Source organism: Marinobacter alkalisoli (genome assembly GCF_045449855.1).
Lineage (GTDB): Bacteria > Pseudomonadota > Gammaproteobacteria > Pseudomonadales > Oleiphilaceae > Marinobacter.
The window spans coordinates 18,744-43,370 of record NZ_JBJJLC010000064.1 but is presented as its reverse complement, the minus strand read 5'-3'; the positions used below and the strand labels follow the sequence as shown (position 1 = coordinate 43,370).

Annotated in this window: 22 protein-coding genes and 1 tRNA gene; 12 read left to right on the top strand and 11 right to left on the bottom strand. The window is 60.7% G+C overall.

Annotation, left to right across the window (positions count from 1 at the left end; genetic code table 11):
* The first annotated feature begins 150 nt into the window (after window positions 1–150).
* From ptsP to ACJO5Y_RS20755, 3 genes are read left to right on the top strand one after another with little or no spacing between them, the layout of a single operon-like run.
* Window positions 151–2,982 (top strand): phosphoenolpyruvate--protein phosphotransferase, encoded by a 2,832-nt coding sequence (gene ptsP / locus ACJO5Y_RS20765; RefSeq protein ID WP_406989846.1) that lies wholly within the window; start codon window positions 151–153, stop codon window positions 2,980–2,982.
* Window positions 2,982–3,947, top strand: coding sequence for a 1-phosphofructokinase (gene pfkB / locus ACJO5Y_RS20760; protein ID WP_406989845.1), 966 nt, complete (start codon window positions 2,982–2,984; stop codon window positions 3,945–3,947). The genes ptsP and pfkB overlap by 1 nt, the downstream gene beginning before the upstream one ends.
* Entirely contained in the window at window positions 3,944–5,698 is a 1,755-nt protein-coding gene (locus tag ACJO5Y_RS20755; protein WP_406989844.1) for a PTS fructose-like transporter subunit IIB, read from the top strand. Before pfkB ends, ACJO5Y_RS20755 begins: the two co-directional genes overlap by 4 nt.
* Before the next feature lie 50 nt (window positions 5,699–5,748).
* Here ACJO5Y_RS20755 and ACJO5Y_RS20750 read toward each other — a convergent pair whose 3' ends face one another.
* Window positions 5,749–6,120 (bottom strand): VOC family protein, encoded by a 372-nt coding sequence (locus tag ACJO5Y_RS20750; RefSeq protein ID WP_406989843.1) that lies wholly within the window; start codon window positions 6,118–6,120, stop codon window positions 5,749–5,751.
* A 199-nt stretch (window positions 6,121–6,319) separates the two neighbouring features.
* Window positions 6,320–6,396, bottom strand: a tRNA-Pro gene (locus tag ACJO5Y_RS20745).
* A gap of 202 nt (window positions 6,397–6,598) precedes the next feature.
* On the opposite strand from ACJO5Y_RS20745, the gene ACJO5Y_RS20740 reads away from it, so the two are divergent.
* Entirely contained in the window at window positions 6,599–8,044 is a 1,446-nt protein-coding gene (locus tag ACJO5Y_RS20740) for a TrkH family potassium uptake protein (RefSeq protein WP_406989842.1), read from the top strand.
* 13 nt (window positions 8,045–8,057) lie between these two features.
* On the opposite strand, the gene gmhB is transcribed toward ACJO5Y_RS20740, so the two are convergent.
* The 7 genes from gmhB to def all read right to left on the bottom strand — a co-directional run bounded on the left by gmhB (window position 8,058) and on the right by def (window position 16,149).
* On the bottom strand, window positions 8,058–8,606 hold the full coding sequence (gene gmhB / locus ACJO5Y_RS20735) for a D-glycero-beta-D-manno-heptose 1,7-bisphosphate 7-phosphatase (protein WP_406989841.1): 549 nt from the start codon (window positions 8,604–8,606) through the stop codon (window positions 8,058–8,060).
* Between the two features lie 23 nt (window positions 8,607–8,629).
* Window positions 8,630–10,711: a glycine--tRNA ligase subunit beta gene (glyS, locus tag ACJO5Y_RS20730; RefSeq protein WP_406989840.1), complete on the bottom strand. Its 2,082-nt coding sequence runs from the start codon at window positions 10,709–10,711 to the stop codon at window positions 8,630–8,632.
* 2 nt (window positions 10,712–10,713) lie between these two features.
* Window positions 10,714–11,739: a glycine--tRNA ligase subunit alpha gene (gene glyQ / locus ACJO5Y_RS20725; protein ID WP_406989839.1), complete on the bottom strand. Its 1,026-nt coding sequence runs from the start codon at window positions 11,737–11,739 to the stop codon at window positions 10,714–10,716.
* Window positions 11,740–11,874: 135 nt separating this feature from the next.
* Window positions 11,875–13,278, bottom strand: a complete 1,404-nt coding sequence (trkA, locus tag ACJO5Y_RS20720) for a Trk system potassium transporter TrkA (protein ID WP_406989838.1) — start codon at window positions 13,276–13,278, stop codon at window positions 11,875–11,877.
* The gene (gene rsmB, locus ACJO5Y_RS20715; RefSeq protein ID WP_406989837.1) at window positions 13,275–14,576 is read right to left on the bottom strand and encodes a 16S rRNA (cytosine(967)-C(5))-methyltransferase RsmB; all 1,302 of its coding nucleotides are present in this window, start codon (window positions 14,574–14,576) and stop codon (window positions 13,275–13,277) included. The genes trkA and rsmB overlap by 4 nt, the downstream gene beginning before the upstream one ends.
* Window positions 14,577–15,512 carry a methionyl-tRNA formyltransferase gene (gene fmt, locus ACJO5Y_RS20710; RefSeq protein WP_406989836.1) on the bottom strand — a complete coding sequence of 312 codons (936 nt, stop codon included), beginning with the start codon at window positions 15,510–15,512 and terminating at the stop codon, window positions 14,577–14,579.
* Window positions 15,513–15,645: 133 nt separating this feature from the next.
* A complete protein-coding gene (gene def, locus ACJO5Y_RS20705) occupies window positions 15,646–16,149 on the bottom strand; it encodes a peptide deformylase (protein ID WP_406989835.1) in 504 nt (167 codons plus the stop codon).
* Between the two features lie 351 nt (window positions 16,150–16,500).
* On the opposite strand from def, the gene ACJO5Y_RS20700 reads away from it, so the two are divergent.
* The 8 genes from ACJO5Y_RS20700 (at window position 16,501) to ACJO5Y_RS20665 (ending at window position 23,282) form a co-directional block, all read left to right on the top strand.
* A complete protein-coding gene (locus tag ACJO5Y_RS20700; protein ID WP_406989834.1) occupies window positions 16,501–17,517 on the top strand; it encodes a LysM peptidoglycan-binding domain-containing protein in 1,017 nt (338 codons plus the stop codon).
* Between the two features lie 151 nt (window positions 17,518–17,668).
* Window positions 17,669–18,841 (top strand): DNA-processing protein DprA, encoded by a 1,173-nt coding sequence (gene dprA, locus ACJO5Y_RS20695; RefSeq protein WP_406989833.1) that lies wholly within the window; start codon window positions 17,669–17,671, stop codon window positions 18,839–18,841.
* 3 nt (window positions 18,842–18,844) lie between these two features.
* Window positions 18,845–19,423 (top strand): L-threonylcarbamoyladenylate synthase type 1 TsaC, encoded by a 579-nt coding sequence (tsaC, locus tag ACJO5Y_RS20690; RefSeq protein ID WP_406989832.1) that lies wholly within the window; start codon window positions 18,845–18,847, stop codon window positions 19,421–19,423.
* Window positions 19,424–19,432: 9 nt separating this feature from the next.
* Complete coding sequence (gene hemF, locus ACJO5Y_RS20685) at window positions 19,433–20,362, top strand: oxygen-dependent coproporphyrinogen oxidase (protein ID WP_406989831.1); 930 nt, start codon at window positions 19,433–19,435, stop codon at window positions 20,360–20,362.
* Window positions 20,352–21,179, top strand: coding sequence for a shikimate dehydrogenase (gene aroE, locus ACJO5Y_RS20680; protein ID WP_406989830.1), 828 nt, complete (start codon window positions 20,352–20,354; stop codon window positions 21,177–21,179). Before hemF ends, aroE begins: the two co-directional genes overlap by 11 nt.
* Before the next feature lie 55 nt (window positions 21,180–21,234).
* On the top strand, window positions 21,235–22,008 hold the full coding sequence (locus tag ACJO5Y_RS20675; RefSeq protein ID WP_406989829.1) for a motility protein A: 774 nt from the start codon (window positions 21,235–21,237) through the stop codon (window positions 22,006–22,008).
* A 4-nt stretch (window positions 22,009–22,012) separates the two neighbouring features.
* A complete protein-coding gene (locus ACJO5Y_RS20670; protein WP_406989828.1) occupies window positions 22,013–22,846 on the top strand; it encodes a flagellar motor protein MotB in 834 nt (277 codons plus the stop codon).
* A 118-nt stretch (window positions 22,847–22,964) separates the two neighbouring features.
* Window positions 22,965–23,282: a PA4642 family protein gene (locus tag ACJO5Y_RS20665; RefSeq protein ID WP_406989827.1), complete on the top strand. Its 318-nt coding sequence runs from the start codon at window positions 22,965–22,967 to the stop codon at window positions 23,280–23,282.
* A gap of 33 nt (window positions 23,283–23,315) precedes the next feature.
* Here ACJO5Y_RS20665 and ACJO5Y_RS20660 read toward each other — a convergent pair whose 3' ends face one another.
* Both ACJO5Y_RS20660 and ACJO5Y_RS20655 read right to left on the bottom strand, forming a co-directional pair.
* Window positions 23,316–23,771 (bottom strand): Hsp20/alpha crystallin family protein, encoded by a 456-nt coding sequence (locus tag ACJO5Y_RS20660; RefSeq protein WP_406989825.1) that lies wholly within the window; start codon window positions 23,769–23,771, stop codon window positions 23,316–23,318.
* Between the two features lie 186 nt (window positions 23,772–23,957).
* On the bottom strand, window positions 23,958–24,497 hold the full coding sequence (locus tag ACJO5Y_RS20655) for a gamma carbonic anhydrase family protein (protein ID WP_406989823.1): 540 nt from the start codon (window positions 24,495–24,497) through the stop codon (window positions 23,958–23,960).
* Between the last annotated feature and the right edge of the window lie 130 nt (window positions 24,498–24,627).

Here is a 24,627-nt window from a genome sequence, read left to right as displayed (position 1 = left end):
AACGGCTACTCCCTCGGCTTGTTATCGGTATCCAGAGATTGCTTGATTTCTGATCATATCTGTTTCATTATCGATTCTAAGCATGCTGACACGATTCAGCAATGAAAATATGATACCTCCGTATCACAACAACAAAGCGAGGCAACGATCATGCTGACGCTGACCGCCAACGACGTTCGACTCGGCGCAACCGCCACTGACTGGCAGGATGCACTGCAGCAGGCTGCCCGGGATCTGGAATCCGCCGGCCGCACTTCTCCGGATTACCTGGCCGGCATGATGGCCCGGGAACGGCAGTCTTCCACCGTTCTGGGGAATGGCATTGCCATTCCCCACGGTACCCCTGAAAGTCGTGACGCGGTGCTGGAGACCGGTATCCGCATTCTGCAGTTCCCACAAGGTATAAGCTGGCACGATGGCGCTCGCGTTCATGTGCTGGTGGCCATTGCCGCCCAGTCCGATGAGCACCTGGATATCCTGCGGCATCTGACCCGCGTGCTGGACAAGCCGGGCCTCGCCGACCAGTTGGCGAAGACGGCGGATGCCTCCGAGTTGGTGGCACTGCTGTCCCGGGCGCCGGTGGTGCCGAAATGCGATGGTGACACCCTGTGCCTGGGGGTGGAGGCCCGAACAGCCAATGAGCTGGCGTTGATCGCGGCGGCCCGTCTGCAGAGTCTCCAGTGCGTGGGCACGGACTTTCTCAGCGAGATCGTTGGCCAGCCGCCGGTGGCGCTTGGGCAGGGGTTCTGGCTGACCCATCATACGGTCGGTGCCAAACGTCCCACCCTGTCACTGGCGACCCCGAAAAAGCCAACGGCGGAACTCAAGGGGGTGTTCTGTCTCGCCGGTCAGGGGGATGAATGCCATGACCTGCTGGATCGAATTGATAACTTCCTCGCCCGCAACGAATCCATCGAAGGGCTGGGGGCTGATGCTTTGCTGGCCCGGTTGTCCGGCGAGGCGGCGAATGCGGTCACCGCGAAAGTGACCTTGCTCAATGCCCACGGGCTGCATGCCCGACCGGCGAAACAGCTGGTGCAGGAAGCCCGGCGTCACAATGCCAGTATCCGGGTGCGATTGCTGGACGGCGATGGTAGCGCGGTGTCCGCCACCAGCCTGACCCGGGTGATCAGTCTGGGTGCACGCCGTGGTCAGGTGCTGTTGCTGTCAGCCACGGGGGATGAGGCTGAACAGGCCGTTGCAGACCTCTCCCGGGCGATTACCGAAGGGCTGGGAGAAGAAGTAGCCCCGTTGCGGTCCAGTGAACAGCACGCGCCGGAGCAATCCCGGGCCGCGCCCGAGCCGCTGGTGAATGACCAGCCATTGAAAGCCGTTGCCGCCTCCCCCGGCCTGGCCCTGGCACCGGCGTTCGTCCTGCGCCAGCCGACCCTGGATTACCCCGCCACCGCTGACGACAGTGAACAGCAGGTCCAGCGGCTGAATCGGGCCGTTGATGACGCCGATGGCCAGTTACGGACGCTGATTCGTTACGCCGAAGGGGGCGAGGCGGCACCGATCCTGTCGGTGCATGTGGAGATGCTGCAGGACGATGACCTCTACCAGGCGGCAGTGGAAGCCATCAACGAAGGCGGGTCCGCCGAGGCGGGCTGGTGGAAAGCCATCGATACCGCCGCCAGGGCCCAGGAAGCGCTGGCCGACCGCCTGCTGGCAGAGCGTGCTGCCGATTTGCGGGACGTCGGCCGGCGCGTATTGGCCAATCTCTGTGGCGTGGCCATGCCGACGCCGCCGGAGGCGCCCTACATACTGGTGGCGGATGATCTCGGACCTTCCGATGTCGCCCGCCTGGATACCTCCCGCGTTCGGGGTCTGGTGACCGCCCGTGGCGGCGCCACGTCCCACAGCGCCATTCTCGCCCGTGCCCTGGGTTTGCCGGCGGTGGTGGGCGCCGGGGAACAGGTGCTGACCATCGCCGATGGCGCCGACCTGGTGGTGGATGGCGAGCGTGGCTGCCTGGTGCCCAATCCCGGCGCGGAGCGTTGCGAACGTATCCGTCGCCGGCTGGAACAACTGGAAACCCTGCAGGCGCAAGCCCATGAACACCGCCACCAACCCGCCACTACCCGCGACGGCCACACCCTCGAGGTCTGCGCCAATCTCGGCAATACTGCCCACACACCGGATGCCGTGGAGCGGGGAGCGGACGGCATTGGTCTGCTGCGCACCGAATTCATCTTCATGGCGCACCCGGAAGCACCGGATCTCGACACCCAGGTGCGGGAGTACCGCCATGCCTTCGACGCCCTGAATGGCCTGCCCCTGGTGGCTCGTACCCTGGATGTCGGCGGTGACAAACCGCTGGATTACTGGCCCCTGCCCAAGGAAGACAATCCGTTTCTGGGCATGCGCGGCATCCGCCTGTCGCTGACCCGGCCGGAGATACTTGAAACCCAGGTGCGCGCGCTGTTAACCGCTGCCGGCGACCGTCCCCTGCGCATCATGTTTCCCATGGTCAAGGACCTGGAGGAGTTCCGTGCCGCCCGGGCGATTGTGTCAAAGGTGCAGGCCGAGGTGCCCGCCAGCGATGTCCAGGTGGGGGTGATGATCGAAATCCCCTCCTGTGCCCTGCTGGCACGGACCCTGGCGCCGGAAGTGGATTTCTTTTCCATCGGAACCAATGACCTGACCCAGTACACCCTGGCCATCGATCGCGGCCACGGTCAGTTGTCCGCCGACTCCGATGGCCTGCACCCGGCGGTGTTGCGCCTGATCCAGCTGACGGTGGAAGCCGCCCATGCCCATCATCGCTGGGTGGGGGTGTGCGGCGAACTGGCTTCCGATCCCCAGGCGATTCCCGTGCTGGTGGGGCTGGACGTGGATGAGCTGTCGGTGACCAGCCGCCGGGTGCCGCTGGTCAAGGCCTGCATCCGTGGTCTGACCCTGGACGGCGCCCGTCAGCAGGCGGAACTGGCCCTTGGCAAGGCCAGCGCAGTCGAGGTCCGCGATGCCCTGGAGGCCCTGTAATGGCCAGGATTCTCTGCCTCACGCTCAATCCCGCCCTGGATCTGACCGCCGGGGTTTCCACGATCACCCTGGGCAGTGTGAACCGGGCCGATGGCACCCGTCTGGATGCCGCCGGCAAGGGCATTAACGTGGCGCGGGTGCTGGCGCAACTGGGCCACTCGGTGACGGTCAGCGGATTTTTAGGGGACGCTAACGCCGCGCCCTTCGAACGGCTGTTTGAGGATGAAGGTCTGCAGGATGAATTCGTCCGCATTCCGGGCCAGAACCGCATCAATATCAAGATTGCAGAACAGAATGGCCGGGTGACGGACCTGAATGGTCCGGGCTTTGAGGTAACGGAAACCGCAATAACACAACTTGAGCGGCGGCTGGCGTCGCTGATCCCTCGATGCGATGCGGTGGTAATCGGCGGCAGTCTGCCGGCCAGTTTTTCTGAAGCCTCCCTGGTTACATTGATCACAGGGATTAACGATGCAGCAAAACCGGTATGGCTGGATACCAGTGGTGAAGCATTGAAAGCCGGTGTGAAGGCTACGCCTACTGCCGTTAAACCCAACATTGATGAGCTCGCGGATTGGGCCGGTGAGCCCCAGGGATCCCTGGCAGAGGTGGCCGATACCGCAACCAGACTGCAGTCATCCGGGATATCCCAGGTCATTGTCTCCATGGGCCCGGGCGGCGTGCTCTGGCTCCGTCCCGGCGGGAGTCTGCGGTCGGTACCCCCGACGGTGTCTGTGGTCAGTACCGTTGGTGCGGGTGACACCCTGCTGGCGGGCATGGTGCATGGTGACCTCAGTGGCCACGGGGCGGAGCAGGTACTGGCCTTCGCCACCGCCCTGTCCGTTGAATGCGTCCAACATGTCGGTGTTGGCAACCCCGTCGCACCGACATTCCAGAAACTGCTTGCACAAACCCGGGTTCAGCCCTGGCCGGGTGAGAACAACAATGGGGAGATGCCGTTATGAATGTGATTCTTGTGACTTCCTGCCCCCAGGGCGTGGCCACCAGCTTTCTGGCGGCCCGGGCTCTGGAGCGGGCCGCCAGGCAACGCGGGTGGCATGTGACCACCGATATCCGTGGTCCCGGAGGGAAGGTGTCGTCGGCCCCGGATGAGACCGCCATCCGCGATGCGGATCTGGTCATCGCTGCCCTTGGCGCACCGGTGGATCTGACCGCCTACGCCGGCAAGTCCCTGTATCAGTTGACGGTAACCGCTGCCCTGCCGGATCCCGCAGCGGTGCTGGACAGCGCGGAACGGGAAGCCACGCCCTGGGACCCGGCGACGGATGACGTTCCGGAAACCGCTTCGCCGGCTTCCACGGGCGGTGGCCGGACCATCGTTGCCGTCACGGCCTGTCCCACCGGTGTCGCCCACACCTTTATGGCAGCCGAGGCTTTGACGGCGGCGGCGCAGGAGGCCGGGCACCACATCCGGGTGGAAACCCAGGGATCGGTGGGCGCCCAGGATCCCCTGACCGACGAAGAAATCCAGGCTGCGGACGTGGTCATCCTTGCCTGCGATATCGAGGTCGACCCCAGCCGTTTTGCCGGTAAACCGGTGTGGCGTACCTCGACCGGTGCGGCCCTGAAGAAACCGGCGGACACCGTGCGCGCTGCCCTGTCGGATGCTGTCGTCCTGGACGCGGGCCAGCAGAAGGCGACCACCAGTGCCGGCAGTGGCGAGAAACGCGGCCCTTATAAACACCTGCTGACCGGGGTGTCGTTCATGCTGCCAATGGTGGTTGCCGGCGGCCTGTTGATTGCCCTGTCCTTTGTGTTCGGTATCGAGGCATTCCAGGAAGAAGGCACCCTGGCGGCCGCGCTGATGCAGATCGGCGGCGGTACCGCCTTCAAGCTGATGATTCCGTTGCTGGCCGGTTACATTGCCTGGTCCATCGCCGACCGTCCCGGGCTGGCGCCGGGCATGATTGGTGGCTTCCTGGCGGGCGAACTCGGCGCCGGCTTTCTCGGCGGTATCGCCGCCGGTTTCCTGGCGGGTTACGTGGCGCGCTTTATCAGCCAGAAACTGCCCATGCCGGAGAGCATTGAGTCTCTCAAGCCGATTCTGATCATTCCGTTGCTGGCCAGCCTAGTGACCGGTCTGGGCATGATCTACGTGTTGGGTGAACCCATGGCCGCCATCATGGCTGGATTGACCGGTTTTCTGGAGAGCATGGGCACCACCAACGCCATTGTGTTGGGCGGTATCCTGGGCGCGATGATGTGTTTCGATCTGGGCGGACCGGTCAACAAGGCGGCCTATACCTTCGGCGTCGGCCTACTGTCCGAGGGCAGTGGCGGTTCCGCGCCCATGGCCGCCATTATGGCGGCGGGCATGGTGCCGGCCATCGGCATGGGTGTGGCCTCATTTGTGGCACGCCGCAAGTTTGCGGAAGCCGAGCGCCAGGCCGGTAGGGCGTCGTTCGTGCTGGGACTTTGCTTCATTTCCGAGGGCGCCATTCCGTTCATGGCCAAGGATCCGTTGCGGGTGATCCCGGTATGCATGATTGGCGGCGCGATTACCGGTGCCCTGTCGATGCTGTTCACGGTCAAGCTGATGGCGCCCCATGGCGGGCTGTTCGTGCTGGCGATACCCAATGCCGTCAGCGTGGTGTTGCCCTATCTCCTTGCCATCGCAGTCGGTTCGCTGGTGATCGGGTTCGGGTATGCGCTGATAAAAACCGGCAAGGCAGAAGTGGCGGCCACAGCAAGCTGATCAACGAACATTGAGGTTCCAGCAATAGCCCTCATCAGAGGGCTATTGCATTAACCGAAGTGAAAGAATGCCAGCTTGTTGCCATCCGGGTCTTTCACGTAGGCACCGTAGAACTGATTCGGAATGCGCTGCCCCGGCTCACCGTCACAGGTGGCACCCAAATCAATCGCCTTGTGGTAGTGGGCATCCACCGCCTCCTTCGACCCTGGATGAATGGCGACCATGTTGCCATTACCCGGGTGATTCGGTTCACCGTTATACGGTTTGCAAACCGCCAGCATGGATGAACCCATACTCTTGCCAATAAAGGCAATGCGTTCCATATCCAGCAGCACTTTCGCACCCAGATCTCCGAGAAGATCTGCGTAGAACTGCTTGGCCTTGTTCATATCGCTGACGCCAATGGTTACGTATCCGATCATTGCTGTTCTCCGGTGTTGGTCCTGACTTCGTTTGTTGACGCTTGAGGTAAATCAAAGTCTACCAAACAAAATGGTCTAACTAGCGACTACCGGCCACCAGCCAGAGACAGGTACTTTATCTGGTGCCGATACCGGTCCAGAGAATATTCTCGAAAAGAGATTGGGGGAAGATACGGAGACTACTGAAAAGACGGGAAAGTGGTCGGCGTGGCAGGATTCGAACCTGCGACCCCTTCGTCCCGAACGAAGTGCGCTACCAAGCTGCGCCACACGCCGATCAACGGCCGGTATTATACGGATTCGCTCTGGTTTTACCAGCCCCGCTCGTGGGTCGGGTGTAAAAAAACCGGCCGGAATTTATGCGTCGCGGCATGGGAAATCACCGGTAAAGGGTGTATAAAACTTCCTCCAAGCGCGGTGTAGTCCGGTTAGTGTGGCGCACCCCTCCTGCTAACGGTCAATCAGGGTTCTGCTTGCTGTGAATATCCTGCCAATTGTTCAGATTCTGGGCTTCCTTCTGATCCTGCTCAGCTTTCTGATGACGTTACCTGTAAACCTGCTGATGTTCGGTGAGACGCCGGACTGGCTGGCGTTTGTGAAATCCGCCGCCGTTTGCTTTGCGATTGGCCTGACCGCATTGTTGCTCGCGGGACGGGAAAAACACGCGCTCCGACAGCGCCAGATGTTCATGTTGACGGTATCCGCCTGGGTCATTATTCCGCTGTTCTCCAGTTTGCCGCTGTTGTTGAGCGACATGAAGCTGACAGTGACCGATGCCTTTTTTGAGAGTATCTCCGGGGTGACCACAACAGGTTCAACGGTTTTAAGCGGGCTGGACCATCTGCCCGACGATATCCTGTTGTGGCGTTCAATCATGCAGTGGATGGGGGGTATCGGTATCATCGGCATGGCAGTCGCCATCCTGCCATTCCTGCGAATTGGCGGCATGCGGTTGTTTGCCACGGAATCTTCCGAATGGAGTGAAAAAGTAGTCCCCCGGACCAACAGCCTGGCCAGGAGCCTGGTGGTTATATACCTGGGGCTGACGTTCAGCTGTATCCTCACCTACTGGCTGCTTGGCATGGATCTGTTCGGCGCACTGAACCATGCCCTTACCACCGTCTCCACTGGCGGATATTCAACATCTGACAATTCCATGGGCCAGTTCGATTCGCCCTTTATCCTGCTTGCGTCCACCCTGTTCATGGCCACCGGGGCGATGCCATTTTTCCTCTTTGTCCGGTTTATCCACGGCCAGCGCCAACCTCTTCTCAGGGATCAGCAAGTGCGCTTTTTCCTCGGATTGTTGGTGGTGATTGCATTGATGTTAACGATCTACCGGGTTCTGAACGAGTCCGCCAATCCCCTCGATGCATTCGTCCACGCTTTGTTCAACGTCACCTCCGTGGTGACAACCACCGGATACGCCTCGGCAGACTATTCTCTCTGGGGGCCGTTCGCAGTGGTGGTTTTCCTGTTTATTACCTTTGTGGGCGGGTGTTCAGGATCGACTTCCGGAGGGATGAAAATTTTCCGTTTCCAGCTGTCCATGCTACTGCTTCGTGAACAGGTTCGGCGCCTGCTCCATCCCCGTGCGGTATTTGCCCGGCATTATAATGGCAGGGTCATTGGTGACGATATCGTTGCATCCAGTGTGGCATTTTCATTCATTTTTCTCGCCACCCTGGCCGTTGTTACTGCCATTCTCGGGGCGCTCGGTCTGGACCTGATCACCAGCCTTTCCGGTGCTGCTACGGCGCTGACCAATGTCGGGCCCGGTCTTGGCAATATCATCGGGCCGGCGGGTAATTTTCAGCCCCTGCCTGACACCGCCAAATGGGTGCTGATGGTTGCCATGGTGTTGGGGCGGTTGGAGCTGTTGAGCGTTTTTGTCATGCTCTCACCGGACTTCTGGCGAAGCTGAGCCGCCAGACGGGTCAGGGATTGGTCTTGATCACCCAGTCAGTGAAGGTGGCCAGGTTGTCGAACTGACGGACACCCGGGAGTGGCCGGGTTTCAAGGTGGTGTGCGGTATCCATGCCATTGCCGGTCATCACCAGTACCGGCTGACAACCGGCTTTCAGCCCGGCTTTAAGATCCTTACGGCTGTCGCCAACCATAATGGCCCCTTGCAGGCTGTCCAGATGAAAGTGATCGCGGATCTGCTCCAGCAAACCGGTCAGTGGTTTGCGGCAGGCGCAGTGGTCAGTGGGGTGGTGCGGGCAATAGGCAATGATATCGATGCAACCGCCTTGCGCTTCAACCAGCTGTTCCAGCTTGTCGTGCATGGCGTCCAGTTCATCGATGCCATAGTAGCCCCGGGCGATACCGGACTGATTGGTGGCGATGGCGAGGCGGTGCCCGGCGTTGCAGAGCCGGGCTATCGCCTCAATGCTGCCGGGAATGGGGATCCACTCATCCGCTGAGCAGATGTAGTTGCCATCGTATTCGTTGATGACCCCATCCCGGTCCAGAATGATCAGCATTGTGCCTTTACGCTTGCCTCTGCTTAGCTCGCTGTTGGCAGCAGGGAAATGTCTGCCACCCGCAGGAACAGGTTACGGAGCTGATTGAGCATGGCCAGACGGTTGTTGCGAATGGCTTCGTCGTCCGCCATCACCATGACTTCGTCAAAGAAATTATCCACCGGCTCGCGCAGGCTGGCCAGTGAAGTCAGCGCGGCAGCGTAGTCACCTTTCTCGAACAGCGGCAGAACCGTGTCTGCCTGCTGGCCGATCTGCTCGGCCAGGGCCTGCTCGGCCTGATCCTGCAGCAGGCTCTTGTCCACGCTTTCACCGATGGCATCGCCACCCTGCTTGGTGAGAATGTTGGACACCCGCTTGTTGGCGCCGGCCAGGGCCAGGGCTTCCGGCAACTGGCGGAAGGCCTCCACGGCTTTCACCCGACGGTCAAAGTCCAGCGGTTTGGTGGGTCGACGGGCGAGTACTGCCAGGTAGACTTCCGCACCAATGCCCTGCTCTTCGTAATGGGCCCGGAAACGTTCCAGCATGTAGTCCACTACGGTGGCGGCGGTGTCCTTCTCGGTGAGGACCGTGAAGTTCTCTTCCGCCCACTGGCAGCAGGTTTGCAGGTCCAGCGGCAGTTCGCGCTCAATGATGATACGCAGTACGCCCAGGGAGGCGCGGCGCAGGGCGAACGGATCGCGGGTGCCGGACGGCGGCTGGTTGATGCCGAACAGGCCGACCAGGGAATCCAGACGGTCGGCGATGGCGACGGCACAGCCGGTCAGCGTGGTGGGCAGGTCGTCACCGGCGAAGCGCGGCATGTACTGTTCGTTCAGGGCCTTGGCAACGTCTTCCGGCTCACTGTCGTTGGCGGCGTAGTACTGGCCCATGATGCCCTGGAGATCGGTGAACTCCAGAACCATCTCGGTGACCAGGTCGGTCTTGGCGAGCATGGCGGCACGCTCGGCGAGAGCCGGATCAGAGCCAATGGCGTCGGCAATCTTCTTTGCCAACGCGGCAACCCGCACGGATTTGTCGTAGATGCTGCCAAGCTTTTCCTGGAACACGATCGGTTTGAGCTGTTCGATACGGTCTTCCAGCCGCGTCTTGCGGTCGGTCTGGTAGAAGAAGGCGGCATCCGCCAGGCGTGGACGGATCACCTTTTCGTTGCCGGAGATGACCTGGCCCGGATCCTTGCTTTCCAGGTTGGCCACGGTGATGAACAGGGGCAGCATGTCGCCATTGGCAGTCACCACGTGGAAGTATTTCTGGTGTTCCTTCATCGAGGAGATCAGGGCTTCTGCGGGAACCTCCAGGAAACGTTCCTCGAACCGACCGATCAGCGGCACCGGCCACTCATTCAGGGCGGTCACCTCGTCCAGCAGGTCTTCGTCAATCACCGCCTTGCCGCCGGCTTCCTTCTCTGCCAGGGCAGCGACACCGGCACGGATCTGTTCCCGGCGCTCGGCGAAATCGGCGATCACATAGCCTTCCTGCTTCAGCACCACCTCGTAATCGCTCGGTGTCGGCACGATCAGGGATTTCGGGCAGTGGAAACGGTGGCCGCGGGTCTTGTTACCGGGAGTCAGCCCCATGATCGGCGCATCAATCACCTTGTTGCCGAACAGCATGATGGCCCAGTGCACCGGCCGAACAAACTCGGTGCGGTGGGCGCCCCAGCGCATGCGTTTGGGAATAGGCAGCCCGGCCAGGGACTGTTCCACCAGTTCCGGCATCAGCTCGACGGTGGGGCGGCCCTTCTCGACGGTACGGTAGACCACCCAGGCGCCCTTGTCGGTTTCCAGGGTGTCCAACTGGTCCGGGGTGACGCCCAGCGAGGTGGCGAAACCGGTCAGTGCCCGGGTCGGGTTACCGGCGTCGTCAAAGGCGGCTTTCACCGCCGGGCCGCGCTTTTCCACGGACTTGTCCGGCTGGGCATCGGCCAGATCACGGACCCGCACCGCCAGACGGCGCGGCGCGGCAAAGCATTCCGCTTTGCCAAAGGCAATGCCGGCGTCTTCCAGACCTTTGGTAATGCCGGCGGTAAAGGCGTCAGAAAGCGGCTTGAGGGCCTTGGGGGGCAGCTCTTCGGTGCCCAGTTCGACCAGAAAATCCTGTGTTGCCATGATTATGCGTTCCCCTGTTCCTGCTGAGCTTTCTTCGCTTGCTTACCCTTTTTGCCTTTGGCCTTTTCATCGGCAGCTTCGGCCGCAGCCAGCACTTCCTTGCGCAGCGCATCAGACGCCAGCGGGAAGCCGAGCCTGCGGCGGCTGTCGAAGTAGGCCTGGGCAACAGCACGGGCGAGGGTACGAACGCGCAGGATGAAGCGCTGACGCTCGGTCACGGAAATGGCGTGGCGGGCATCCAGCAAGTTGAAGGTGTGGGACGCTTTCAGCACCTGCTCATAGGCGGGCAGTGCCAGGCCGGCTTCGATCAGCCGCGCGCTCTCACGCTCATGGACATCGAAACTGTGAAACAGGAACTCGGTGTCGGCATGCTCGAAGTTGTAGGTGGACATCTCCACTTCCTGCTGGTGGAACACGTCACCGTAGGTGACCACGCCGTCCGGACCTTCGGTCCAAATCAGGTCGTACACGCTGTCCACACCCTGCAGGTACATGGCGATGCGCTCAAGACCGTAGGTCAGCTCGCCGGTGACCGGGTAGCATTCCAGGCCGCCGACCTGCTGGAAGTAGGTGAACTGGGTCACTTCCATGCCGTTGAGCCAGATTTCCCAGCCCAGGCCCCAGGCACCGAGGGTGGGTGATTCCCAGTTGTCTTCCACAAAGCGGATGTCGTGAACCAGTGGGTCCAGCCCCAGGGCCTTCAGGGAATCCAGGTACAGCTCCTGGATGTTATCGGGCGAAGGCTTCAGTACCACCTGGAACTGGTAGTAATGCTGCAGTCGGTTGGGGTTCTCGCCATAGCGCCCGTCGGTGGGACGGCGGCTGGGCTGAACGTAGGCGGCATGCCAGGTTTCCGGGCCAATGGAGCGCAGGAAGGTCGCCGGGTGAAAGGTGCCCGCACCCACCTCCATATCCAGTGGCTGGAGTACCACGCAGCCGTGCTGCGCCCAGAAGTTCTGCAGAGCCAGAATCAGACCCTGGAAGGTTTTGACGTCCGGGGTATTGTGAGAAGTTGCCTTGTCTGTCACGACGATTGCCTGCTGATCGGTCTGTGTGTGGTGTCCCGTTGAACAGATCGGGGTACTCTGAAAAAAGGCGCATTATACGCTGGCCAAACGTGTATTTCTAAGTGGCGTTCACAGCCTTGTTTTTGCTCCGTTTCCCTAGAAGAACGTGAGGCCCACCTGGAACAGCTTTTCCACGTCCCGTATCCGGGTTTTGTCCACCAGGAACAGGATGACGTGGTCGTCCGGTTGCACCCGCAGGTGGTCGTGGGCTATGAGCACTTCGTTGTGGCGCACGATGGCGCCGATGGTTGTGCCTTCGGGCAGTGCAATCTCGTCCAGGCGCTTGCCGACCACCTTGGAGGAGCGGTGATCGCCGTGGGCAATGGCTTCGATGGCCTCCGCCGCGCCCCGGCGCAATGAGTGAACGTTCACCACGTCCCCGCGACGCACGTGGGTCAGCAGGCTGCCGATGGTGGTTTGCTGGGGGGAAATGGCCACGTCAATGTCGCCGCCCTGGATCAGGTCGACATAATCCGGGTTATTGATCAGGGTCAGTACCTTGCGGGCGCCGAGGCGCTTGGCCAGCAGCGACGCCATGATGTTGGCTTCGTCGTCGTTGGTGACCGCGCAGAACACATCGGTACTCTCGATGTTCTCTTCCAGCAGGATGTCCTTGTTGGCGGCGTTGCCCTCCAGCACCACCGTCTTGCGCAGGTTCTCCGACAGCATTACGCAGCGTTCGCGGTCCCGCTCCAGCAGCTTGACCTGATAGCGGCTTTCCAGGGTGTGGGCCAGGCGCTGGCCGATGTTGCCGCCGCCGCAGATAAAGATGCGCTTGTAGGGTTTCTCCAGGGGCTGGAGTTCACTCATCACCGAGCGTATATGGTCGGAGGCGGCAATGAAGAACACCTCGTCGCCGTCTTCAATCACCGTGTCGCCCTGGGGCATAATCGCCCGGCTTTTGCGGAAGATGGCCGCCACCCGGGTGTCGATCTTGGGCATGTGGGTACGCAGGTAAGACAACTCGTGACCCACCAGCGGCCCCCCCTTGGTGGCGCGAATGGCGACCAGCCGGGTCAGGCCTTTCGAGAATTCCAGTACCTGCAGTGCGCCGGGGTATTCGATCAGCCGTGTAATGTGTTTGGTGACCAGGTGTTCCGGACTGATCAGAACGTCGATGGGAAAGCCGCGCAGGCTGTCCAGGTCCTTTTTCTGTTCTCGCTGGTAAAACAGCTCTGATTTTGCCAGGTAGGCATTGGCCCTTACCCGGCAGATCGTCGTTGGTGTTTTGTACAGCAACTTGGCCACCTGGCAGGCCACCATGTTGGTCTCGTCGCTGTTGGTGACGGCGATGACCATGTCGCCATCCTCCGCACCGGCCTGTCTCAGTACCGTAGGATAGGACGCCTTGCCCTGCACCGTACGAATGTCGAGGCGATCCTGCAGCTCCCGCAAGCGGGTGCTGTCGCTGTCGATTACGGTGATGTCGTTGGCTTCGTTGGCCAGGTTTTCCGCCAGTGTGCCGCCGACCTGGCCGGCGCCGAGAATCAGGATTTTCATAGGTCAGGTTTCTCCAGCACGGCGTAGAAAAAGCCGTCATGGCTGTCGGGGTTCGGTAACAGTTGTCTGCCTGCGGCCATGTCACGACCCCAGGGAACGTTCGGCTCCAGCAGCCTGGCTCCGGACTGCTGTTTGAGGAATCGTTGAATTATACGGTGGTTTTCCTGGGGGAACACGGAACAGGTGGCATAAACCAGCCGACCGCCGGGCTTGAGGATGTCCCACATGGCATCCAGCAAGCCGAGCTGAATTGATGCCAGAGGCACAATATCCGACTCCCGTCGTAGCAGCTTGATGTCCGGGTGACGGCGAATGACACCGCTGGCGCTGCAGGGCACATCCAGCAGGATGCGGTCAAACGGCTGGCCATCCCACCATTGACCGATGGCGGCGGCGTCTGCTTCCAGAAGGTTTGCCCGCAGATCAAGGCGGTCCAGGTTTTCCTGTACCCGCGGCAGGCGTTCGGCGGATTCGTCGATGGCCACCACTTCCCCGAGTTCACCGCACGCTTCGAGAATGGCGCAGGTTTTGCCGCCCGGGGCTGCACACGCGTCCAGCACCCGCTGACCGGGAGCGAGGTCCAGCAGCGTGGTGCACAGCTGGGCGGCTTCGTCCTGCACGCTGACGGCGCCGTCGGCAAACCAGGGCAGGTGATCCACCGGCACCGGCGTCTCCAGTTGAATGCCGTGGGGCGCAAACGCGGTGGCTTGCCCCTGGATGCCGGCTTCGGCGAGATGGCCAAGGTACTCTTCGCGGGAAAATCGCAGGGCGTTGACCCGCAGGGTCATGGGGGCCTGGGCGTTGTTGGCAGCGAGAATGGCCGGCCAGTCATCGGGCCAGTTGTGACGCAGTTTTTCCACCATCCACAGCGGGTGGCTGAAGCGGGCGGCATCGTTTGCGGGCTCAGGGGCACCGTCCCTTTCCGCGCTGCGTAACACACCATTAACCAGACCGGTCAGGTTGGGTTTGCCGAGGGCGCGACAAGCTTCCACCGTTTCATTCAGCACGGCGTAGGTGGCCTGCTGGCTGTAGCGGAGCTGAAACAGCGCCACCAGCATCAGATGGTGAACCACCCGGTCCTGTTTGCGCAGGGGCTTCTTCAGGCGCTGATCCAGTTCGTCGTCAAGACGGTGGAACCAGCGGCAGGTACCGTAGCAGATGGCCTGCAGTTCCGGGCGTTCGTTGGGCGCCAGCTGGTTCAGTGCCGGCGGCAGGCACTGGGTCAGTGACTGGCCATTTTCCACCGATTGCAGCACGCGGGCGGCCAGGGCGCGCATGGGCTGGCTGCGGTCGTTCATTCAGTGCAGCTCCTGGCCGGGCAGCAACAGGTCCTTGCCGCCGTTGATCAGGTCGCTGGCACTCTGGGCGCGGGCGCCGGGCAGTTGCAGGCTGGTGATTCTCAGCATGCCGCTACCGCAGGCCACGTCGATGCCGTCCCGTTCCCGTCGCAGCACGGTGCCAGGCGTCTTGTCGGACGATTCGTTCAGGACCAGGGCACGGTGGATGCGAATACGCTGATCGTTGAGATCGGTATAGGTGCCGGGCCAGGGATTGAAGGCGCGAATCAGCCGCTCAATGGTCGCCGCTTCGGCGGACCAGTCAATGTGGCCTTCATTCTTGGACAGCTTGTGGGCGTAGCAGGCCTGATCGTCGTTCTGGGACTCGCCCTGCAGTTCGCCTTGTTTCAGCAGCGCCAGTGCCTTGACGATGGCCTGTCCGCCCATGTCCGCGAGGCGGTCGTGGAGGCTGCCGCCGGTATCGTCGGCTTCGATGGCGGTCACCGCTTTCAGCAGCATGGCACCGGTATCCAGACCCTCATCCATCTGCATGATGGTGATACCGGTTTCCCTGTCCCCGGCGGCAATGGCCCGGTGAATGGGCGCGGCGCCGCGCCAGCGTGGCAGCAATGAGGCGTGGATGTTGAGGCAGCCGTGGGTCGGAATCTCCAGCACCGCTTTGGGCAGGATCAAGCCATAGGCGGCGACAATCATCACATCCGCCTCAAGGCTGCGGAGTTCATTCTGGGCTTCCGCCGTTTTCAGGTTTTCAGGCTGAAACACGGGGATGTCGGCGTCCAGCGCTACCTGTTTCACCGGGCTAGGGGTCAGCTTGCGGCCGCGACCGGCAGGACGATCGGGCTGGGAATACACACCCACCACATTATGGCGGTCGGCAAGGAGAGCTTTGAGGGCGGTAGCTGCAAAATCCGGGGTGCCGGCAAACACGATTCGCACGGTGATAGTGTCTCTGTTCCGTTGAATACGAAAAGACCGGGTATCCACCCGGTCCGTTAATTCTGGCTGTTGTGGCTGAGATCCGAGTGCTGAGAAAGTGCTGGGAAACAGTACCGGGAAAGATTACTGGTGATCAGGCACTCTTCTTGTGGAGCTTTTCCAGCTTCTTGCGAATCCGGTTACGCTTCAGGGCGCTCAGGTAATCCACGAACAGCTTACCGTTGAGGTGGTCCATCTCGTGTTGGATACACACGGCGAGCAGCCCCCGGGCTTCGAGTTCATAGGGCTTGCCGTCACGGTCGAGGGCGCGAATCATGCAATGCTCGATACGGGACACGTCCTCGTAGAAGCCGGGCACCGACAGGCAGCCTTCCTGCATGTCTTCCAGTTCGCCGTCCAGCACTTCCACTTCGGGGTTGATGAACACCCGTGGCTCGCTCTTGTCCTCGGACAGATCCATCACAATGATCTGCTTGTGCACATTGACCTGGGTCGCCGCCAGGCCAATGCCGGGCGCATCGTACATGGTCTCGAACATGTCGTCGATGAGCTTGCGGTCGGCGTCCGTCACCTTGTCCACCGGTTTGGCGATGGTGCGCAGACGGGGATCCGGGTATTCGAGAATCTCTAATATCATGTTGCTCGTACTTTTGGCCTGTTAACCTGAATGACACCGTTATGATTTGTAACAGTGTGACTGCTATCTCCGAAATGCGACAGCGTACTGCGCATTTTTCCACTCCGGGTCTATTATGACCGGATATTTCATATTATCCCCTATCTTGACGATTGAGTACAAACTGATCAGGTGATAGTTAAAATCTCTCGATGGCAAGGTAGAATTTACTGGAAGAACAAAAGATAACATCACAATTTGCGAGACATCTTCTATAGTATCGGAATCAGCAACGTAATAAGCTGCACCCGACTGGCTGCATATCAAGAACAGAATCTGTCGATTCAAGGCACGCGATCAAGGACTTACACAATGAGGAAACTGCTGTACGCTCTGGCAGCAAGCATGCTGCTGCTAACCTCCTGGGCCCATGCACAACCGGAGCTCAGGTCCGATCATCCCGAGCGTTACACTGTCGTGAAGGGTGACACCCTGTGGGATATTTCCGCCCGTTTTCTGCAAGACCCGTGGCAATGGCCGGAAATCTGGCACGTGAATCCCCAGGTGGAGAATCCTCATCTGATTTATCCGGGTGATCGCCTGGCCCTGGTCTATATCGATGGCAAGCCACGCCTGACCAAGGTGACGAGCAATGGTGTGGTGAAATTGTCACCGAAAGTGCGCTCTGAACCGATTGATACGCCGATCCCGGCGATCCCGCTGGATGCAATCAGCAGCTTCCTGTCCGAAACCCGTATCGTCTCTCCTGAGGAAATCAACGGAGCACCCTACGTACTGGAAGGTGAAGACGGCCGGATCATCACCGGCGCCGGCGACCGTATCTACGCCCGTGGTGACAAGCCGGCGGACAAGGTCGGCATTTTCCGCCGCAGCAAGGAATTTCGTGATCCGGAAACCGGTGAGTTCCTGGGGCTGGAAGCGCGCAGCATTGCCAGGGGCAATATCAACGCCGAAAACGGTGATGTGCTGACATTGAACCTCACTAAGTCCAGTGAGGAAGTGCGTATCGGTGACCGGTTGCTGGTGAGTGAAGATCGCCGCCTGACCACCAATTTCGTGCCCAGCTCACCGGACGAAGAGCTGGAAGGCGAAATGATCTCCGTGGAAGGTGGCGTCAACCAGATCGGCCAGTTCGATGTGGTGGCGATCAACCGTGGTGACCGTGAAGGCCTGGAGCCAGGTAACGTGATGGCGGTTCTGAAGAGCGGCAATATGGTTCGTGACCCGGTCACCAACGAAACCATCGAACTGCCGTCCGAGCGCGCTGGCCTGCTGATGGTATTTCAGACCTACGAAAAAATGAGCTACGGTCTGATCCTGCAGGCTACCCGTCCCTTGTCGGTCGGGGACAAGGTAACCAATCCCTGACCCCGCCTGACTTCAGAGCGCGGATCACTGCACGGGAGCCTGTCATCGGCTCCCGTTTTTTATGACATAATCATCATTGCCGGCGCCAGGAAGGCACATGCCGGAGTGCAGCTCTGTCCGCTGCCACATCCACTACCCAGGGAAGGAACCAATGTCTGATGCAGTCACAGCCCCGAGTCCCTCGGAGCTAACCACCGATCTCTTCCAAAGCGTCGCCGGTCCCTGGCTGATGCTTTCCCGTTTGCCGAAATTCGGCATACGCCGTCGCCAGGCGGCGCTGTCCGCAATGGCAGACCTGACTGCGGTTTTGGGCGCCAGCGTCGCCACACTGAAAGCCATCGGCCTGACCATGGAAACCATTGAGCCCGTGCAGGCGTGGCAACGACAGGACCGGAATCATCCGCTGGTGCGGCAGGTCCTTCAGACCTGGGAAACGTGCCGTGCCCAGGGTATCTGGCTGTTAACCCCCGGGGATGATGATTACCCCGATCCTTTGCGCCATATTCACGATGCCCCGATGGTGCTCTACTGCCTCGGTGACCGACAGCTGTTAACGCGGGACCAGATCGGCATTGTCGGCAGCCGTAACGCCACCCGGGCCGGCCTTGACCATGCACGGAATTTTGCGGCCGCCCTTGCCCGGGAGGGGTTCCTGGTGACCAGCGGTCTCGCGCTTGGTATTGATGGCGCCGCCCATGCCGGTGCCCTGGACGCGGGACACGACACCCTGGCGGTCATTGGCAGTGGTTTTGACCAGCTCTATCCCAGCCAGCATCGCAAGCTGGCGGATCGCATCATTCACCAGGGGTTACTGATGTCCGAGTACCCGCCCGGTACCCGCGCCCGCTCGGCCCATTTCCCGCAGCGCAACCGCATTATCAGCGGCATGAGTCGTGGCATACTGGTGGTGGAGGCCGGCCTCAAGAGCGGGTCGTTGATTACCGCCAGGCTGGCGCTGGAACAGGGGCGGGAGGTGTTCGCTATTCCCGGCTCGGTCCATAGCCCGGTGGCCCGGGGCTGCCATCACCTGATCAAGCAGGGTGCACGTCTGGTGGAAACCGTGGACGACGTGCTTGAGGAACTGGGAGCCTGGTGGTCGCCGCCCGTGGCGTCGCAGGCCACGTCTGCTGAGGCCTCCCCAGCAGCGAATCTGGAGCCGCGGGAAATCGCGGTGCTGGAGGCTTTAGGGTATGATCCGCAATCAACCGATCAACTGTGTTCAGAAACCGGATTACCCGCCGATCAGTTGATGCAGTCGCTGCTGTTGCTTGAACTTCAGGGACTGGTCAGCTCGGTTCCGGGAGGTTTCCAGAGGATAGCCTGAGCCATGCCGCATTCGCCCAATAATCCCCTCACTGACTGGCAACTGCACTGTGCCCGCCGCACCCTTCTGGGTGGTGGTGTCATCGCTTATCCGACTGAAGCGGTGTGGGGGTTGGGGTGCGATCCCTGGGATGCAGAGGCGGTAGACCGTATCCTCGACCTGAAGCGGCGTCCGATGGACAAAGGCGTGATCCTGGTGGCGTCCTCCGTCGACCAGGTGCGTTTCCTGCTGGATCCCCTGCCAGCTGCCCTGCAGCGGGAAGCGGAGCAGCACTGGCCTGGGCCGGTCACCTGCCTGTTGCCGGATGTGAAGCAGCAGATTCCCGAGTGGGTGCGCGGGCGTCACAGCTCCATTGCGGTGCGGGTGAGCAGCCACCCGGTGATCCGCGCCCTCTGTGAAACCGCCGGTATGCCGCTGGTGTCCACCTCTTGCAACCCGGCGGGGCGTCAGCCCGCGCGCTCCATCTGGCAGGTCCGCCGGTACTTCGGTAACGAGCTGGACTGGATCGTGCCCGGGGATCTGGGCGGTAATCGCCAGCCCAGCCGGATTCTGGATATCGTCAGCGGCCGTCAATTGCGTTAGGAGAATCAGATGTCGCAGCAACCCGACAGTCATGCCGTCAAACAGTACCTGCTGGCACTGCAGGAAAATATCACCCAGCGACTGGCGGCTGTGGATGGCAAGGCCGGCTTCGTCACCGATGCCTGGGACCGTCCGGAAGGCGGCGGCGGGATCAGCCGGGTGATCACCGACGGCGCGGTGTTCGAGAAAGGCGGGGTAAACTTCTCCCACGTCATGGGGGACACTATGCCGCCTTCTGCCACCGCGCATCGCCCGCACCTGGCGGGGGCGCCCTGGCAGGCCATGGGGGTATCACTGGTGATCCATCCCCACAACCCGATGGTGCCGACCTCCCACGCCAACGTGCGGTTTTTCATCGCCACGCCGAAAGACGCGGAACCGGTGTATTGGTTTGGCGGCGGCTATGACCTGACGCCCTACTACGGCTTCGAACAAGATTGCGTGCACTGGCATCGTACCGCCCGGGACGCCTGCCAGCCCTTCGGTGACGACATTTACCCGCGTTTCAAGCACTGGTGCGATGAGTATTTCTACCTCAAACACCGGGACGAGCCACGGGGCATTGGTGGTCTGTTTTTCGATGACCACAACACCGGCGACTTTGCCCGCGACTTCGGCCTGATGCAGGCGGTGGGCAGCAGTTATATCGAGGCCTATGAGCCCATCGTGCAGCGCCGCAAGGATCTGCCCTACACGGAACAGCAGCGGGATTTCCAGTTGTACCGTCGTGGCCGCTATGTGGAATTCAACCTGGTGTACGATCGTGGCACTCTGTTCGGGCTGCAGTCCGGCGGCCGCACCGAATCCATTCTGATGTCGCTGCCGCCGCTGGTGCGCTGGGACTACAACCGCAGCGCGGAGGCCGGCTCCGAGGAGGCGCGCCTGACCGATTACTTCCTCACGGATCGTGACTGGCTGGAGCTGAACCATGAACAATGATTTCTACGCCGTGATTGGCAACCCGATCAGCCACAGCAAGTCCCCCCGCATTCACAGCCTGTTTGCACGGCAGACCGGCGAGGCTGTGGAATACACGGCGATTCAGGCGCCCCTGGACGATTTCGCCGCCACTGTGCGGGATTTTTTCCGTCAGGGCGGCCAGGGCCTGAACGTCACCGTGCCCTTCAAGGAGCAGGCCTGGTCGCTGGCAGAGCGACGGACGCCGGAGGCTGAAAAAGCCGGGGCTGCCAATACCCTGTTTGTCGACGCTAACGGCTTGTTGACTGCTGATAACACCGACGGCAAGGGGTTGGTGACCGATCTGACCCGCAACCACCAAGTGGCACTCCATGGCAGGCGCATTCTGGTGCTGGGCGCCGGTGGCGCTGTGCGTGGTGTTCTGGGTCCGCTGATCGCCGCACAGCCGGCCGCCATCACCCTCGCTAACCGTACGGTGTCCAAAGCGCAGGCGCTGGCGGACCTGTTCCGCGCCGATGCCGGTGAGGTGGAGCTCTCGGCGTGTGGCTTCGAGGCGCCCAATGAGGCGTTCGACGTGATTATCAACGGCACCAGCGCCAGCCTGCAGGGAGATTTGCCGCCGCTGTCGCCAAATGTGATCGGTGCCGACACCGTGGTATACGACATGATGTATTCTCTGACCACAACCACCTTTAATCAGTGGGCGCTGGATCAGGGCGCCACCCGGGTTTTGGATGGTCTGGGAATGTTGGTGGAGCAGGCCGCCGAGTCTTTTCGTATCTGGCGGGGTATTCGCCCGGAAACGGCGGCGGTGATGGACGAATTACGTAACGACTGAGCCGGGCAGCCCGGGATGGGCTATGCTCAGGGTCAAAACACTGGAAAGGTCCCGGATGGATATTCTTACCCTTGTGGGTCTGGTGGCGGGCGTGTTGATCGTGGTGCTCGCCATGCTGGCCAACGCGTCCCTGCTGACATTCCTGAACCTGCCTGGTCTGGCCATTGTGCTGGGCGGCACCTTCGCGGTGACACTGATCAAGTTCCGCATGCCGTCGGTACTGGAGGCGTTCCGCCTGGCCTTCACGGCTGCCTTCACCGACCGGGTGCCGCGACCGACGGACCTGATCCGGGAAGTCGGCGACCTGGCCAAGGTGGTGCGCAAGGAAGGCATCCTCGGGCTCGAGAACCATCAAACCGACAACGTGTTCCTGAAGAAAGCCATCAACCTGTGTGTCGATGGGCATCCGCCGGAACTGGTGGAAGAGGCCCTGGCCCAGGAAACCCGCCAGACGGAAGAACGCTACGAAGTGGCGGAACGGGTATTCCGGGGCATCGGAGAGTCCGCGCCGGCCATCGGTATGCTGGGCACGCTCGTTGGTCTGGTGCAGATGCTCAATACCCTTGATGACCCTTCCTCCATTGGCCCGGCCATGGCCATCGCCCTGCTGACCACGCTCTATGGCGCCTTTCTGGCCCAGCTCATTGCCCTACCGCTGGCGGACAAGCTCCAGCTCAAGGCCGAGGATGAAAGTCGTAATCACCTGCTCATCATCACCTCCATCAAGAACATCATGCGCGGCGAAAACCCCCGGGTGATGACCGAGCTGCTGTCGTCGTTCGTCACGCCGGAGCATCGCACCGGTCTTGCCCCGGAGCGGGAGGTCTGAGGGTTTGGAACTGGTGAGGAAGAAGAACAAGCTGCGGCTGAAAAATCAGACGCCGGCCTGGATTGTGACCTTTGCCGACCTTGCCACCCTGCTGCTGACGTTCTTTATCCTGATGCTGTCGTTTGCCGAAATGGACGTCGAAAAATACCGGGCCATGGCCAACTCCATGGCGGTGGCGTTCGGTAGCAGCAATGTGGTGGCGGAAGATGTCGGAGGCTCGCCACTGACCCTGATCGAGTCGGACAGCGTTTCCCTGCCCGAGCCGAGCGATTCCATGGCCAGTGAGCCGGAGTTCATTGATGAGCGAACCGAAGGTGGCGGGAAAACCGGCATTCCCGCTGGCATTGTTGATCTGGCCACCCGCATGATCAGTGAGCTGGAGAACGAGGTGGCGTCAGAGGCCCTGAGCGTCAACTACGATGACAGCAAGGTGGTGATCCGTTTTTCCGAGGAGGCCACCTTTCGCTCAGGGGACGCCACCATCAAATCGGAGATGATCCCCATTATCGAGCGGGTGGTGGGGGTGCTGGCGGACTGCAGTGGTGATGTGCTGGTGTCCGGCTATACCGATGACCGTCCGATTTCCAGCAGCCGTTACCGGTCCAACTGGGACCTTTCCGCGGCCCGGGCGGTGTCTGTGGTCCATGAACTGGTCATGAACCGACAGGTGCCGGCGGAACGTGTGGTTGCCGCCGGCAGGGCGGAAACAAACCCGCTTGCCCCCAACAACAGCGAGGATAACCGGGCCAAAAACCGGCGTGTGGAAATCGCCATTCGTGAGCCCGAATGCACCGAATCCACCGCCACGGAAGCGCTACCCGTGGAAATACTGCCCTGACCGCCTTATGCTCCAGTGATAGCTTCTCATAGTCATTTCAACTAACTTCTTTGCTTTCATATCTTTATACTGTGCCCCCAAGTTTGAACCATCAGCCGGACAAAGACCGGGAGAGACTATGAGCGGACCAGACAAACCGAAAGTCATTGGCGAAGAATGGAGCGACGAGCGGGTCAGGAGCTTTCTCGCCATCGAGCCGGCGGACGCCGGCGAAAATGCAGATTTCCACGTGTTGCAGAAAGCCTACCGGGCGATGCGTGCGGAAGATTTCGAACGCTTCATCGGGTTTTTCGTGGAAGCCGGCAGAAATCTGGATGCCGTCGGAGAATCAGGGGAAACCATTCTCGACCATATCCTGCAACATCAGCGCAGCACGGCGTATGCCGATGCCCTCAAAGCTGCGGGTGCAAAGACAAAAGCAGAAGCCGGGAGCTGAAAGCCCCCGGCTCCGCAGCAGGCATCCGGACCGTTACTGAACTTCCACCTCGATGGCTTTGGGTTCAGCCGGTTCGGATTTCTGCAGGGTCAGTGACAGCACACCGTCCTTGAAGTTGGCCTTGATGCTGTCCTCATCCACATTTTCCGGCAGAGTGAAACGGCGCAGGAAACTGCCATAAACCCGTTCGATACGGTGGTGCTTCCTGTCTTGCGTTTCCTCCTCATGCTTGCGTTCACCCTGGATGCTGAGCACACCATCGTGGACGGTGACTTTGACATCTTCCCTGTTCATACCCGGCAGCTCCGCCTCAATGGTGAAGGCTTCCGGGCTTTCCTTGATATCAACGGCGGGCGCCCAGTCACTGCGACTGAACAGATCCTTGCCCTCCCGTTCACCGTTGCCACGGGTCAGGCCCAACAGCCGGTTGTAACGGCTCATCAGGTCATCAAATTCACTGACTGGATTCCAACGTGCAATGTTACTCATGATGAAACTCCTCCTTTACGAATCTGAAATCGTGAGACATCAGCTTCGCTCGCGGAACAGCTCCATACCGGTGGCGCCAGCCGGATGGGACTCCGTGAACTTCTGCTATTTTCGAATGTAGGATCACCGCAGAAGTTTTCAAGCCCCTGTTTGAGCAAATTTTGACCTGAATCAGATGCGAGAGGATCAATCCTGCCCGTTCAGGTATTCGTCCTTCAATTTGACGTAGTTGGCGGCGGTATATTTGAAGAACGTGCGCTCATTGTCGGTCAGGGCGCGCGCCTTCTTGCAGGGAGACCCGACATAAAGATGGCCAGATTCCAGGGTCTTGCCCGGAGGCACCAGGCACCCCGCCGCGACAATAACTTCATCCTCCACCACGGCCCCGTCCATGATGATGCAGCCCATGCCCACCAGCACCCGATTGCCCACGGTGCAACCATGAAGCAGTGCCTTGTGGCCAATGGTAACGTCGTCACCAATGATCAGCGGCCAGCCGCCGGGATTGAAGTCGCTGGCGTGGGTGATGTGCAGCACCGACCCATCCTGGACACTGCAGCGGTCACCAATGCGAATCTTGTGCATGTCACCACGAACAACCGTCATTGGCCAGATGGAGACATCGTTACCGATCTGAACGTCACCGATAACGACTGCGCTGGGATCAATCCAGGCGCGCTCGCCAAATTGTGGCGTGATACCCTTGTGTGAACGTACATTCGTCATTACATATACCCGTATAGCGTTTTCCCGGAGGTTCGGGGGTACCTGTGGGAGGGGGCTTTCCAAAACTGTGCGGAGCCATGGATGGCGGAGCCCAAGCGCCACATGGATGTGCCGCAAGGAGCGTGTTTTG